The organism is Micromonospora sp. KC207 (assembly GCF_004348615.1).
Classification (GTDB): domain Bacteria; phylum Actinomycetota; class Actinomycetes; order Mycobacteriales; family Micromonosporaceae; genus Micromonospora.
On record NZ_SMKJ01000002.1, the window covers coordinates 1 to 13,593 of the forward strand.

Annotated in this window: 12 protein-coding genes; 3 read left to right on the forward strand and 9 right to left on the reverse strand. The window is 73.4% G+C overall.

Features of this window, described 5'->3' with window-relative positions; genetic code table 11:
• From rocD to E1258_RS00385, 3 genes are all read right to left on the reverse strand, one after another.
• On the reverse strand, positions 1–1,034 hold a 1,034-nt coding region (gene rocD, locus E1258_RS00375; protein WP_207919343.1), incomplete at its 3' end, for an ornithine--oxo-acid transaminase.
• Positions 1,034–1,849 (reverse strand): dimethylargininase, encoded by an 816-nt coding sequence (gene ddaH, locus E1258_RS00380; protein ID WP_207919344.1) that lies wholly within the window; start codon positions 1,847–1,849, stop codon positions 1,034–1,036. The genes ddaH and rocD, both read right to left, overlap by 1 nt.
• A 423-nt stretch (positions 1,850–2,272) precedes the next feature.
• Positions 2,273–3,139 carry a DUF4383 domain-containing protein gene (locus E1258_RS00385; protein WP_243715083.1) on the reverse strand — a complete coding sequence of 289 codons (867 nt, stop codon included), beginning with the start codon at positions 3,137–3,139 and terminating at the stop codon, positions 2,273–2,275.
• A 249-nt stretch (positions 3,140–3,388) separates the two neighbouring features.
• Here E1258_RS00385 and E1258_RS00390 point away from each other — a divergent pair, with 249 nt between their 5' ends.
• Positions 3,389–4,240 carry an Fpg/Nei family DNA glycosylase gene (locus tag E1258_RS00390; RefSeq protein ID WP_132395705.1) on the forward strand — a complete coding sequence of 284 codons (852 nt, stop codon included), beginning with the start codon at positions 3,389–3,391 and terminating at the stop codon, positions 4,238–4,240.
• A gap of 3 nt (positions 4,241–4,243) precedes the next feature.
• On the opposite strand, the gene E1258_RS00395 is transcribed toward E1258_RS00390, so the two are convergent.
• Positions 4,244–5,137 (reverse strand): aminoglycoside phosphotransferase family protein, encoded by an 894-nt coding sequence (locus E1258_RS00395; RefSeq protein ID WP_243715085.1) that lies wholly within the window; start codon positions 5,135–5,137, stop codon positions 4,244–4,246.
• Between the two features lie 112 nt (positions 5,138–5,249).
• On the opposite strand from E1258_RS00395, the gene E1258_RS00400 reads away from it, so the two are divergent.
• Positions 5,250–6,020 carry an alpha/beta fold hydrolase gene (locus tag E1258_RS00400; protein WP_243715088.1) on the forward strand — a complete coding sequence of 257 codons (771 nt, stop codon included), beginning with the start codon at positions 5,250–5,252 and terminating at the stop codon, positions 6,018–6,020.
• Positions 6,021–6,077: 57 nt separating this feature from the next.
• Here E1258_RS00400 and E1258_RS00405 read toward each other — a convergent pair whose 3' ends face one another.
• The 5 genes from E1258_RS00405 to E1258_RS00425 all read right to left on the reverse strand — a co-directional run bounded on the left by E1258_RS00405 (position 6,078) and on the right by E1258_RS00425 (position 11,825).
• The gene (locus tag E1258_RS00405) at positions 6,078–7,496 is read right to left on the reverse strand and encodes a WGR domain-containing protein (protein ID WP_132395709.1); all 1,419 of its coding nucleotides are present in this window, start codon (positions 7,494–7,496) and stop codon (positions 6,078–6,080) included.
• A 158-nt stretch (positions 7,497–7,654) separates the two neighbouring features.
• Positions 7,655–9,028 carry an FAD-dependent oxidoreductase gene (locus tag E1258_RS00410; RefSeq protein ID WP_132395711.1) on the reverse strand — a complete coding sequence of 458 codons (1,374 nt, stop codon included), beginning with the start codon at positions 9,026–9,028 and terminating at the stop codon, positions 7,655–7,657.
• Positions 9,029–9,100: 72 nt separating this feature from the next.
• The gene (locus tag E1258_RS00415; protein ID WP_132395713.1) at positions 9,101–10,246 is read right to left on the reverse strand and encodes a glutamate--cysteine ligase; all 1,146 of its coding nucleotides are present in this window, start codon (positions 10,244–10,246) and stop codon (positions 9,101–9,103) included.
• 199 nt (positions 10,247–10,445) lie between these two features.
• Positions 10,446–11,114, reverse strand: a complete 669-nt coding sequence (locus tag E1258_RS00420) for a DedA family protein (RefSeq protein ID WP_132395715.1) — start codon at positions 11,112–11,114, stop codon at positions 10,446–10,448.
• A gap of 96 nt (positions 11,115–11,210) precedes the next feature.
• Positions 11,211–11,825, reverse strand: a complete 615-nt coding sequence (locus E1258_RS00425) for a DUF1349 domain-containing protein (protein ID WP_132395717.1) — start codon at positions 11,823–11,825, stop codon at positions 11,211–11,213.
• 78 nt (positions 11,826–11,903) lie between these two features.
• Here E1258_RS00425 and E1258_RS00430 point away from each other — a divergent pair, with 78 nt between their 5' ends.
• On the forward strand, positions 11,904–13,556 hold the full coding sequence (locus E1258_RS00430; RefSeq protein ID WP_132395719.1) for an alpha-amylase family protein: 1,653 nt from the start codon (positions 11,904–11,906) through the stop codon (positions 13,554–13,556).
• The last annotated feature ends 37 nt before the right edge of the window (positions 13,557–13,593 follow it).

The window sequence follows — 13,593 nt, forward strand, 5'->3', positions numbered from 1 at the left end:
GCCCAGAGCCCCCGGCCCCGCACGGCGACGAGGCCCCGGCCGATCAGGGCGCGCAGGCCGGCGTGCAGCCGCTCGCCCAGCTCCGCCGAGCGGCGCTGGAACTCGCCGGTGGTCAGCAGCCGGACGACCTCGGTGGCCACCGCGCAGGCCAGCGGGTTGCCGCCGAACGTCGACCCGTGCTGACCCGGCTGGAGCACCCCGAGCACGTCGGCGTTCCCGGCGACCGCGGAGACGGGCACGATGCCGCCGCCCAGCGCCTTGCCGAGCAGGTACAGGTCCGGTACGACGCCCTCGTGGTCGCAGGCGAACGTCGCACCGGTGCGGCCCAGGCCGGACTGGATCTCGTCGGCGACGAACAGCACGTTCCGCTCGGTGCAGACCCGGCGTACGCCCGGCAGGTAGCCCTCCGGCGGCACCACGACGCCCTGCTCGCCCTGGATCGGCTCCAGCAGCACGGCCACGGTGTTGTCGTCGATCGCCGCTTCCAGCGCCGCCAGGTCGCCGTAGGGGACGACGGTGAAGCCCGGCGTGTACGGCCCGAAGTCGGCGCGTGCCTCGTCGTCGGTGGAGAAGCTCACGATGGTGGTCGTACGGCCGTGGAAGTTCCCCTCGGCCACCACGATGTTGGCCTGCCCGGCCGGTACGCCCTTGACCCGGTAGCCCCACTTGCGGGCCACCTTGATCCCCGTCTCCACGGCCTCCGCGCCGGTGTTCATCGGCAGGACCATGTCCTTGCCGCACAGCTCGGCCAGCTCCCGGCAGAAGTCGGCGAACTGGTCGTGGATGAACGCCCGGCTGGTGAGGGTCAGCCGGTCGAGCTGGGCGTGCGCGGCGGCGATCAGCCGGGGATGCCGGTGGCCGAAGTTGAGCGCCGAGTATCCGGCGAGGCAGTCCAGGTAGCGCCGGCCGTCGATGTCGGTGAGCCAGGCACCCTCGGCCGAGCTGACCACCACCGGCAGCGGGTGGTAGTTGTGCGCGGTGAAGCGCTCCGCGTCCCGGACCGCGCCCGGCGTCCGCAGCATGTCTTCCACGATCACTTGCTCGCCTTTCCCTGACGGAGTCGCAACGTGCAGCACTTCGGTCCGCCGCCGGCCTTGCGCAGCTCGGACAGGTCGACCCCGATGGTCTCGTAGCCCCGGTCGCGCAGCCGCGCGGCCAGGTCGGTGGCCTGCTCGGGCAGCACCACGTGCCGGCCGTCGCTGACGGCGTTGAGCCCGAGCACCTCCGCGTCGGCTTCGGTGGCGTGGACCGCGTCCGGGAAGAGCCTGCGCAGCGCGGCCCGGCTGCCGGGCGAGAACGCCTCCGGCAGGTACGCCACGGTGCGCTCGTCCAGCACGGTGAGCGCGGTGTCCAGGTGGTAGAAGCGGGGATCGACCAGTTGCAGGGTGATCACCGGGTAGCCGAAGACCTCCTGGAGCTGGGCGTGCGACGCGTGCGCGGTGCGGAATCCGGTGCCGGCCAGCAGCACGTCGCCGGCGAGCAGGATGTCGCCCTCTCCCTCGTTGACGTGCTTGGGGTCGTACACGTCGAAGCCGGCGGACTCGAACCAGACCCGGTAGGCGGGGGCCTCGTCGGCGCGCTGGGGGTCGCGGAACTGCACGGCCATCGCCTTGCCGTCGATCACCGTGCCGCCGTTGGCCGCGAAAACCATGTCGGGCAGACCGGGCACGGGCACGATCTCCTCGACGGTGTGGCCCAGCTCGCGGTAGATCTGACGCAGCCGCTCCCACTGCCGGACGGCCAGCTCGGTGTCGACGGGGGCGGTGGGGTCCATCCAGGGATTGATCGAGTAGTCGACGGCGAAGTACGTCGGCCGGCACATGAGAAAGCGCTGGCTGGTGGCGTCCATCGGCACTGTGCTGCTCCCAGGGGTCGGGCGCGCCCGGCCATCTTCGGCCCACGGGCTGGCGCCGTTGCCCAACCGTATGCGGGGGAAGCGACGACATCCACCGCCGGAAGTTGCGTCGCCCGACGATTCGTTGCGTCTCACGGGCCAGTCATGGCGATTCGTTGCGTCGATGCCCTGGCGGTGTCGATGCCCTGGCGATCTGCCGGTCCGTCCCCCGACTGGCCGCTCCGGCCCACCCCGCCGGCCGCCTCGCCCTGCGACCTGTCCGCTTCTGCGCCGTGGCCCGGCCGGCGACGCCGCACGGGTGACGCCGGACATGCTTCGGGGGCGGCGAACCGCCGCCCCCGAAAAGGTGTGCCCGGCTGGTGAACCACCAGACCCGTCGGGCTGCCGGCGCACCGCCGGCGGGGTCCTATGTGCCCGTCAGCGGCGGCCGACAAACTGTGAGTCGAGCCACTCGCGCAGCCGCTGCACCCAGTCGCCGTCGGTGGTGGGCCAGTCGAACTGACCGGTCATCGCCAGCACCCCGAGGACCACGGCGGCCACACCGAAGGCCATGCCCAGCAGCGCGTCGGACTTGCCCGCGATGTGCCGGCGGCGGGTGGCGAGCAGGCCGAACACCGACAGCACCGCGCCGACCGCGCCGACCGCGATGCCGTACCCGGCGAGGGTGCCGGTCAACACGGCCGCCAACCCGGCGACGCCGACGACCAGGCCGCAAGTCGCGAGCAGGCTGGCCCGAGGCCTCGGCCCGGCCACCACCGGCACCGGCTCCCGTCGGGCCTCGCCCTGGGCGTCGGTCCGGTCGGTCGGCAGGGGCGGCTGGGCGGCACGGTCCCGCTCGGCCGTACGGTTCGTCGGCTGCCCGGCCGCGGGGTCCGCCGGCAGCGGTCGCTTGTCGGTGTGCTCCCGGTCGCCGTCCCGGTCGAGGGTGCGCTCGGTGACGGGGGAAGCGGCGGCGGGGGGAGCGGTCGTGGCGACGGCCGGGCGGCGCACCTCGCCGTCCGGGGTGCGGGCGGTGGCCGCGCGGGCGGTGGCGGCCCGGGCCAGGGCCCCGCGCTCGGCCGCCCGTCGCTCCGCGTCCGAGGCCCGCTCGTCGTCGGTGGCGGTCGCGCTGCTGCGGTACGTCGCCTGCTCCTCGCCGCGGCCGGTGACCACCGGCTGCCCGTCCGGGCGGCTGCCGGCGCCGGACGCGACAGCTGGGTCGCGTTCGTTAACCCGCCCGTCGCCGTTGCTGTCGTATGTCGTCGCCGGCTCGTTCCGGCGGGACAACAGTGGAAAAATCCTCACCACGTCACCTCCCTGATCAACGCGGGGTGGCCTCGGAAGCGCCGATGGCCGCCGCGCGGTAGCGCCACCGGGGTACCCAACCGTCGATCCGCCGACACCTGCGTCACCCGATCGGGCGCGGGCCGCGCTGACCGTGTTCGGGATTGCCCACCCCGACGGCCGGCCGAAGGCCTCCGGTTCGTCGCCGCCGGCCGGCGGCGAACAGGGGCAGATGGCGGCGGTGAGCCCGGCTGACTACCCTTGGCGGCCGTGCCAGAGGGACACACCATCCATCGCCTCGCCGCCCGGCACGCCGAGCTGTTCGCCGGCGACAGGGTGCAGGCCGCCAGCCCGCAGGGCCGCTTCGCCGAGGGCGCGGCCCTGCTCTGCGGCACCGTCCTGGAGGGCACCGAGGCGTACGGGAAGCACCTGCTGCACCACCACTCGGGTGGCCTGACCCTGCACGTGCACCTCGGCCTGTACGGCAGGTTCGCCGACGGGCCGGGCGAGCCCCCACCACCAGTCGGCCAGGTGCGGCTACGGCTGACCAGCGACGGTTCGAGTACGGGGCGCACCGGGCCGGAGTCGCCGCACGATCGGCACTGGCTGGACCTGCGCGGCCCGAACGCCTGCGAGCTGCTCACCCCGCCCGAGGTGGCGGCGCTGCGCGACCGCCTCGGCCCCGACCCGCTGCGCGCCGACGCCGACCCGGCCCGCGCGTACGCCCGGATCTCCCGCAGCCCGACCCCGCTCGCGGCGCTGCTGCTCGACCAGTCGGTGGTGGCCGGCACGGGCCTGATCTTCGTCACGGAGGCGCTGTTCCGGGCCGGCCTGTCGCCGCTGCTGCCCGGTTGGGAGCTGGCCCCGGCGCGGTGGCGGGAACTGTGGACGGACCTGGTGGACCTGATGACCCGGGCCGTCGAGGTGGGCCGGATCGACACCGTCCGGGACGCCCACCTGCCGGAGGCCACCGGCCGCGCGCCCCGGGTCGACCGGCACGGCGGCGAGGTGTACGTCTACCGCCGCCCGGGCCAGCCCTGCCACGTCTGCGGTGACGAGGTGCGCCGGGGCGCGCTAACCGGCCGAAACCTGTACTGGTGCCCCACCTGCCAGCCGCGGTAGGACTCAGGCGAGGTCGAGCAGCCAGCGTGTCACGTCGATCTGGTTGGTGAACACCACGTCCTCGGCCATGCTCCAGGCCAGCGTGTGCCCGATCGCCCAGCCCAGCGCCCGCTCCCGGTCCAGGCCCAGCTCGTCGGTGAGCCGGTCCAGCCGCCGCCGCACGGCAGCCGGGGAGTGGCCCAGCTCCGGCCCCCGGACGATCGCCACCACGCCGAACTCGCGCTCCCCGGCCAGCGGCTTCGGGTCGATCACCAGCCACGGCTCGCGGGTGGCCCGCAGGATGTTGCCCGCGTGCAGATCCTGGTTGACCAGTACCTGCTCGCCCTGCGTGCCGGCCAGCTCGGCGAGCCGGCCGAGCCCGGCGTCGAGCAGCCGGCGCTCGAACGGCCGGCCGAGCCGCGCCCACTGCACCGGCAGCCGCTCCAGCCAGCCGGCAGCCTCCTCGGCCAGCGGGGTGAACGGCGCGCCGGCGGGCCGCCAGAGCCGGGGCAGCAGCCCGACGACCACGTCCAACGCCGCGTCCAGTCCCCCGTCCTGCGTGAGGGCGTGCAGCGGCGTGCCCGGGTCGCAGCGCTCCACCAGCAACGCCCGCCGGCCCGGGACGTGCGCCAGCAGCCGGGCCGCCCCGTCGCCCGCCCAGCACGCCAGGGCCGCGGCCTCGTGCGCGCTGTCGGCGTCCGGGTACTGGAGCTTGAGCACCGCCCGGGTGCCGTCGGGCAGCTCGGCCGGCAGCGCCAGGGAGGCGAACGCGTACGCGAAGGGCGGGCCGGTGACCCGCAACCCCCAACGCCGGACGCACTCCGCCAGCCGGGCCGGCAGCACCGCCAGCCAGGCCCGCCCGGCGGGCGTGCGCCCCACCCAGCCCAGCCGCTCGGGGATTTCCAGCTCCATCTCCATCAGACCATTCTCGGTTGGTCCGCGACCGGCCCTACCACCGCTCGCGGGCGACCCCGACCAGACGGACGACCTGGCCAACCCTCGTGGCTGTGCCACCATGATCGGTGTGACGATGTTCGTACATGAGGCGGGCCCTGCGGACGGGCCGCCCGTGGTCCTGCTGCATGGCGTGGGCACCACCGGTTGGATGTGGACGAAGCAGCTCTCCGCCCTCTCCGGCGAACTGCGTCTGCTGGTCCCTGACCTGCCTGGCCACGGACGGAGTAACGCCCTCCCGTGGGAGTCGATCCCGGAGACCGCCCGTCTCGTGGCCCAGATGATCAGGGCGCGGACCACAGACGGCAGGGCGTACGTGGTCGGACTGTCGCTCGGCGGCTACGTCGGTGCGCTCGTCGCCGCCACCGCGCCCGATGTGGTGCTGGGCGCGATCGTGAGTGGGGTGAACGTGCTGCCGTTGCCCCATCCCGGCCGGCTCCGGCTCATGGGTGCGCTGATCGCACCCGTGATGGGGTGGGGCCCTGTGCTACGGGCGAACGCCCGCGCGCTCAACGTCCCGGCTGAGGATCTCCACGGTTACCAGGCGGCCGCGCGTACGACGAGTCGGCAGGCGTTCCGTAGGGTCAACAGCGAGGCCCTCGACTTCCGCCTTCCCGACCAGGCCACGTCCTCGCGTTGCCCGGTCCTGGCGGTGGCCGGGGAGAACGAGCACGATCTCACGAAGCGGTCCCAGACCGTGATCGCCTCGACGTTTCCGAACGCCCAGGCACGCCTGGCGTCGGGGGTGGGCCACGCGTGGAACGGTGAGAACCCAGCGCTGTTCTCGGCCATGATCCGCTCCAGGGTCACCGGTGCCCCGCTGCCCGACGAGCTGATCCCCGGGTGACCCGCCGTCGGCCGGCAGCGGTGCCGCATGCCGCCGGCCGACGGCGGGGCGGGCCGCTCAGCGCAGCCGGCGGATGTCGCCGTACGCCCGGTAGAAGCCGCCCCGGCCCGCCTGGCGGACCTCGGTGACCAGGTAGCGCGCGCCCGGCTCGCGGATGCCCTTGGGGAACTGCACCGACCAGTCCCGCCGGTAGCCGTCGGAGAGTACGTGGACGCGCAGCCGGCCGCCGTCGTCGACGCACTGCACCACCACGCCGCTCCGGTCGTCGGTGACCACCTCCACGGCGCGCCACGCCGCCGGCTCGGGCTGCCGGGCGGGGGCCTTGACGTCCACCACCTCCGGCACGCTGCCCGCCTCGGCGGCCCGGATCGCCGGCTCGCTGGCGTCGACGCAGGCCAGGTAGCCGCTGGTGGTGACCACGTACAGCCGGTTTTCGTGGTACTGCATCGAGTATGCCGAGCCGCAGCCGGTGCCGAGCTTCCACAGCCGGTTGCCGGCCGCGTCGAAGCAGTAGATCGAGGACTGGTTGTCGCCGGCGAAGACGTACCGGCCGTCCTCGGCGGTGGCGCACGAGAAGACCGGGGCGTCGCACCGGTACGTCTGCTCGGCGCGCCCGTCCTTGCGCAGCCGCACCACCTCGCGGGTGCCGGTGCCGGCGAACACGGCGTCGCGCTCCTGCCAGCCGAACAGCACCGACCCGGTGCGGGTGTGCCACAGCTCCCGCCCGGTGCGCCAGTCGTAGCCGGTGACCCCCTGCGAGTGGCCGTGGTAGAGCGCGTCGGCGTCGCAGCGCACCATCCACGCGGCCCGGCCGCGCCCAGGCCGCCGCCAGAGGAACTCGTCCTCGTGGTCGATCGCGGCGATGCCGCCGTCGGCGTCGGAGACGCCCAGCACCCCGTCGTGGATGTCCAGCCAGTAGATGTCGATGTCGGGGGCGATCGCGTACGCCACCCGGGGCACCTTGCCGGACAGGTCGTAGACGTTACCGTCGTCGCAGCCCGCGTAGATCCAGGCGTCGTCGGCGACGATGCACTTGACCCCCTCGGGCAGGCGGACCTGGTCCAGCACCCGGGCGTCGTGGTCGAGGGTGGTGATCACCCCGTGCTCGTTGCCGACCATGCAGTGCTGCCCGTCGACGAAGATGCCGAACGCGGGCGCGCCCGAGGCGTACCGCCACAGCACCGGGGCGGTGCGGGCCGTCGAGCGGGTGCTGACGATCTGCCGCCGCGACACGGGCCGCTTCTGGCGGACGCCGGGCACCGCCGGGGCGTACCCCTTGCGGACCTTCTCGCCGATCTTCTTCGCGGCGGCGGCGCGGGCGCGGGCGTTGTCCGGGTAGGCCGAGGTCTTCACCTGCCCCTGGTCGCCGATCCGGCCGTAGCGCACGGTCAGCGCGGTGTCGTCCACCACCACCTCGTAGAACTTGTGCGCACCGTCCACTTCGGACAGTTCGAGGTAGGTCGTCTCCTGCGACATGGCGATGCCTTTCGAGGGGGAAGGGCGCCGGACCCGGCACCACGACAACGCCCACACGCTAACCGCGCCCCCCGACAGAACCGGTCGCCGTGCCGCCCGGCGTGTTAGGAGGGGGCCCTTGCTATACCCGAAGCGTTAACAGGGGCCCTTCCTTGCACCTAGCCCCGGTGCAGGGCGTCGACGGCCTTGCGGGCCGCGATCAGCACCGGGTCCCACACCGGCGCGTACGGCGGTGCGTAGCCGAGGTCGAGGGCGGTCATCTCGTCCACCGTCATCTCGTTCCACAGCGCCACGGCCAGCGTGTCGATCCGCTTGGCCGCCTCGGACCAGCCGACGATCTGCGCCCCGAGCAGCCGCCCGCTGGGGCGCTCGGCGATCAGCTTCACCGTCATCGTCCGCGCGCCCGGGTAGTAGCCGGCCCGGTTCGTCGACTCGGACAGCACCGAGACGAACTCGAAGCCGCTGGCCGCGGCGTCCCGCTCGCGCAGGCCGGTGCGCCCCACCTCCAGGTTGCAGACCTTCGTCACGGCCGTGCCGATGACGCCCGGGAAGGTGGCGTACCCGCCGCCGAGGTTGATCCCGGCGACCCGGCCCTGCTTGTTGGCGTGGGTGCCCAGCGGCATGTGCACGGGCAGCCCGCTGACCCGGTGCAGGGTCTCCACGCAGTCACCGGCCGCCCACACCCCCGGCACTCCGGGCACTCGCATCCGCCGGTCCACCCGGATCGCGCCGGAGGGGCCGACCGGCAGGCCGGCGGCCTCGGCGAGGGCGGTGTTGGGGCGTACCCCCAGGCCCAGGACCACGACGTCGGCCGGCAGCGGGCCGTCGGCGGTGACCACCGCGGACACCCGCCCGTCGCGCCCGTCGAGCCCGGTCACCTCGGCTCCGGTACGGATGTCGACGCCGACGCCGCGCATCGCGTCGGCAACCAGCGCGGCCATGTCCGCATCAACGGTCGACATCGGCTGGTGGGCCTGCTCGACGAGGGTGACCGACAGCCCGCGCTGGATCAGCGACTCGGCCATCTCCACCCCGATGTAGCCGCCGCCGACCACCACCGCGCGGCGGGGCGCAGGGTCGGCGTCCAGCCACTCGCGCAGCGCCGAGGCGTCGTCGAGGGTCTGCACGCCGAAGACGCCGCGCACGCCGGGGGTGGCCCAGTCGGGCCGCTTCGGCACCGCACCGGCGGCGTACACCAGGTCATCGAAGCGCTCGCGGACCTCGCCGCCGCCGTCGAGGTCGCGGGCGACGACCTCCCGGCGGCCCAGGTCGATCGCGGTGACCTCGTGCCGCAGCCGGACGTCGATGTCGAAGTCGGCGCGGAAGGTGGCCGGGTCGCGGGCGACGAGCTGGTGCCGCTCCGGGACCACCCCGCTGATCCAGTACGGGATGCCGCACGCCGAGTACGACGTGAAGCTCCCCCGCTCGAACGCCACGATCTCCAGGTCGGCGCGATCGCGGCGGCGGCGTGCCTGGGAGGCCGCCGACATGCCGGCGGCGTCCCCGCCGATGATGATCAGCCGTTGCGCCACGACGACCATCCTGTCACGCCGCACCAGGCCACGGGCCCGTCCCGGCGGTGCGCGGGCGTCCGGCCGCCGCGCTCAGCCACGGGTCTGCCGGGCCACGTCCCGCACCACGTCGACCAGGCTCCCGGTGCGCGCGAAGACGGCCCGCTGCCGCGCCGCCCCGGTGCCGTGTCGGCGCAGCCCGCCCAGCAGGTCGGTCACCTCCGCCAGGTCGCCGTGCCGCTCCAGCGCGGGGCCGAGCCGCTCGACGAGGGAGTCCAGCAGCTCCCACGCGGGGCGCAGCTCGCCGTCGGTCAGGTCGACGCACCGGCCCTCCAGGCCGTCGTGGGCGGCCCGCCAGTGCGCGGCCACCAGCAGGTGATGGTCGGTGCGGATGGGCGGGCCCTCGGCGATGTCGGTCATCGCGGTCGCCACCAGGGCCCGGACCAGCGCGGCGACCAGCACCGCGTCGTCCACCGAGGGGCAGACGTCGCCGATGCGGATCTCCACCGTCGGGTACTTCGCCGACAGCCGGGCGTACCAGTAGAGCATCCCCTCGTCGAGCATCACACCGCTGGCGATGAGCTGCCGGATCAGCCGCTCGTAGTGCTCGTGCGACTCCAGGTACGGCGTCGGCGCCACCGACGGCCAGCGTTCCCACTCCACCGACCGCCAGCTCGCGTACCCGGTGTCCTCCCCGGCGAAAAACGGGGAGTTCGTGGTGACCGCGTGCAGGATCGGCAGCCAGGGCCGGACGTGGTTGAGCACCCGCACCCCGGTCTGCGGGTCCGGCACCCCGACGTGCACGTGCATGCCGTTGTTGCCGGGGCCCGGCACCAACAGCCGGAACCGCTCGATCATCCGGTCGAAGCGGGGCTTGTCGACCACCGGCGGAACCGGGCCGTCGACCGGGCCGGTGCCGATGGCCAGCACCCGTACGCCGGCCCGCTCGGCGGCGTCGGCCAGCGCCCGGCGCAGCACCCCGAGGGAGTGCCGGATCGAGGACAGCTCCAGCCCCGGCGGGCTGCCGATCTCGATCTGGCTGGTCTGGAACTCGCGCTCCACCTGTCCGCGCAGCTCCGCCGGCACCTGCTCCATGACCAGGTCGACGGCCGGCACGGCGGTGCCGGTGTGCGGGTCGACGAGCAGGAACTCCTCCTCCACGCCGACGGTGAACAGGTCGGTGCCGCCCGGGGCGGCGTGCCGTTCCCGCTCGGCCACTGGCCCGCTCATCGTCCTCACCGTCCGTTCCGTGCCGGTCGCGGCACCGTGCCGCGACGTCGACGGCGCATTACCCAACGTGTCGGTGCGGGGAAACGCCAGGGCCCGCGTGTCGCCCCGCGCGCCGCGAGCGAGGAAGGGCCCCCTCTTAACGCCTGCGGTGGAGAAGGGGCCCCTTCTCACCCTCGTCCCCGGCCACCCGCCACGCAGATCCGCGCGGTCAGCGGCCGGCGGTCACGGACTGCCGGTCGCGCCGCGCGCGGCGACGTACCTTCTTCACCGCCCAGCTCACGATCATCACCCCGAAGACGGCGAAGATCGCGTAGTTGAACCAACTGCTGTACCGGTCCACCTCTTCCCAGCGCGACCCGAGCGCGAAGCCGGCCCCCACGATCAGCGCGTTCCACACCCCACTGCCCAGCGTGGTCAGCGCGACGAACTCACCCAGCGGCATCCGGTTCGCCCCGGCCGGGACCGACACCAGGCTGCGTACCACCGGCACCAGCCGGCCGATCAGCACCGCCCACCGGCCGTGCCGTTCGAACCAGCGGTCGGCCTTCTCCAGGTCGTCGCGGTCGACCAGCGGGATGTGGTCCAGCCAGCGCTTCAGCCGCTCCTCGCCGATCGCCGCGCCGAGCCAGTAGAGCACCAGCGCCCCGACCAGCGAGCCGACCGTCGCGGCGAGGACGATCAGCACCACGTTGAACCGGCCCTGCGAGGCGAGGTAGCCGGCCATGGCCAGCACGATCTCGCTCGGGATCGGCGGGATGACGCTCTCCAGGGCCACGAGCAGGGCCACCCCGACCGCGCCCGTCGCCTCGATGACGCCGGCCACCCAGCCGGTCAGCCCCGTGAACTGCGACGGCTCGACGTCTTGGGCGAGGGCCATGGGTGTCCTTCCGTGGAGCCTCCGGGGGATCAGGAGGTGTTACCCAGTCGGCGGGCGATCACACCCGCCGGTGACGGGGCCCACCCGACGCGGCGCTCAGTGCTCGGGGTGCAGCGCCGCGTCCGCCGGGCCCTGCCGCCAACCGGTGAACACCACTACCAGCCCGCCCCGGGTCGGCGAGCAGCAGAACGGCCCGGCCGACGCCTCGGCGTCCGGCGCGAGCGGGGCCACCCGGACCAGCCGCCACGGCTCGCCGCCGGCGCGGGCCCGAACGGTCAGCGCGTCGCCGGCCCGGCTCACCCGCACGGTCACCGTCCGCCCCGACCACTGCGGCACCGGTGCCACCGACCAGTCGGAGAACTCCCGGGTGACCACCGCGCCGAGCTGCGGCTCGCCGTCGCTGATCTCCACCCCGGCCTTGACCCAGTTCCGTTCGTCCACCCGGACCAGCACGCCCGCCTGGTCGAACTGCTCGGTGAAGTCGAACCGGAAGCCGACCTCCACGGCGCTGCCGCCGGGCAGCGGGGCGAGCAGGGCCGGGCCGTCGTCGTGCACGAAGCCGTAGCTGGTGTGCCGCCAGAAGTCGCTGCCCGAGCCCGGCTCCACGACCAGCCCGCCGTCCGGGGTCGGCTCGGCCCGTACCGGTCGGTGCAGCCAGTCGCCCTGCGCCCAGTCGACGTCGCGGTGCCCACTACCCGATCCGATGCTCATGCCCGGAACGCTAACGTCCGCGCGACGCGGAAGGAATTCGCGTTTCCCGGCGTGCCGAATCGGAGAAGGTACGCCGGCATGGGTGACAGGTGGTACTCCGAGGCTGTCGTCTACTGCCTCGACATCGACACGTACGCGGACTCCGACGGCGACGGGGTCGGCGACATCCGGGGCCTCATCGGCCGGTTGGACTACCTGGCCCGGCTCGGGGTGACCTGCCTGTGGCTGCACCCGATCCACCCGTCGTCCAACCGGGACGACGGCTACGACGTCACCGACTTCTACAACGTGGACCCGCGCTTCGGCACCCTCGGCGACTTCGCGGAGCTGCTGCACCAGGCACAGAACCGGGGCATCCGGGTGATCATCGATCTGGTGGTCAACCACACCTCCGACCAGCACCCGTGGTTCCAGTCGGCTTGCTCGTCGCCGGACTCGCCGTACCGGGACTGGTACGTCTGGTCCGACCACGAGCCCGCCGACCGGCACCAGGGCATGGTCTTCCCGGGCGAGCAGAACGAGACGTGGACGTACGACCGGACGGCGAAGTCCTGGTACTACCACCGGTTCTACAAGTACCAACCGGACCTCAACTTCGCGAACCCGAAGGTGCGCGCGGAGGTCAAGAAAATCGCCTCGTTCTGGCTCCAGCTCGGCGTCTCCGGGTTCCGGATGGACGCCGTGCCGTTCATCATCGAGCTGACCGAGCCGGGCAACCCGGACTCCCCGAAGGACTTCGAGTTCCTCACCGAGCTGCGCCAGCACGTCCAGTGGCGCCGGGGCGACGCGGTCCTGCTCGCCGAGGCCAACGTGGAGCCCGACCAGCTCCCCACCTTCTTCGGCGACGGCAGCGGCTCCGGCAACCGGATCCACATGCTGTTCGACTTCATGCTCAACGGCCGGCTCATGCTCGCCCTGGCCCGGCGCGACCCGGAGCCGATCGTCGAGGCGCTGCGGGGCACCCCGATGCTGCCCGCCGGCGGACAGTGGGCCACCTTCCTGCGCAACCATGACGAGATCGACCTGTCGCGGCTCGACGCCGAGCAGCGCAACCAGGTGTACGCCGAGTTCGGCCCCGAGGAGCACATGCGCATCTACGACCGGGGCATCCGCCGCCGGCTCGCCCCGATGCTCGGCAACGACCGCCGGCGCGTCGAGCTGGCGTACGCGCTCCAGTTCTCGCTGCGCGGCACGCCGGTGCTGCGCTACGGCGAGGAGATCGGCATGGGCGAGGACCTGTCGCTGCCGGGGCGGGAGGCGATCCGCACCCCGATGCAGTGGTCGTTCAAGCCGAACGCCGGCTTCTCCACGGCGGAGGAGGAGAAGCTGGTCCGCCCGGTGATCGACTCGGGCGACTTCTCGTACGAGAAGGTCAACGTCACCGCCCAGCGCGGTGACCCGCGCTCGCTGCTGTCCTGGTTCGAGCGGATGATCCGGACGCTGCGCGAGGCCCCGGAGATCGGCTCCGGGTCGACCACCCACATCGACGTGCCGATGCCGACCGGGGTCCTCGCGCACCGGGCCGACGGCCCGACCGGGACGATGGTCTTCCTGCACAACCTCGGCACCGAGGACGTGGAGGTCGACCTGGGCGGCCTCGCCGCCGAGGCGGACCTGCCGATGGACGTGCTCGCCGACCGCCACTACGGCGAGGTGGGAAAGCTCGACTCCCTGAAGCTCTCCGGCTACGGCTACCGCTGGATCCGGCTCTGCCGCGGCGCCGAGGTCTGATCGCCGACGGGTGGGCTACGCTCCCCCGGGGTCGCCG

Bases quoted from the DNA above. Each gene is read 5' to 3' on its own strand.
- E1258_RS00430 (WP_132395719.1), top strand. From the start codon at position 11,904: ATGGGTGACAGGTGGTACTCCGAGGCTGTCGTCTACTGCCTCGACATC.
- E1258_RS00425 (WP_132395717.1), bottom strand. From the start codon at position 11,825: ATGAGCATCGGATCGGGTAGTGGGCACCGCGACGTCGACTGGGCGCAG.
- E1258_RS00420 (WP_132395715.1), bottom strand. From the start codon at position 11,114: ATGGCCCTCGCCCAAGACGTCGAGCCGTCGCAGTTCACGGGGCTGACC.
- ddaH (WP_207919344.1), bottom strand. From the start codon at position 1,849: ATGGACGCCACCAGCCAGCGCTTTCTCATGTGCCGGCCGACGTACTTC.
- E1258_RS00395 (WP_243715085.1), bottom strand. From the start codon at position 5,137: ATGGAGATGGAGCTGGAAATCCCCGAGCGGCTGGGCTGGGTGGGGCGC.
- E1258_RS00405 (WP_132395709.1), bottom strand. From the start codon at position 7,496: ATGTCGCAGGAGACGACCTACCTCGAACTGTCCGAAGTGGACGGTGCG.
- E1258_RS00400 (WP_243715088.1), top strand. From the start codon at position 5,250: ATGTTCGTACATGAGGCGGGCCCTGCGGACGGGCCGCCCGTGGTCCTG.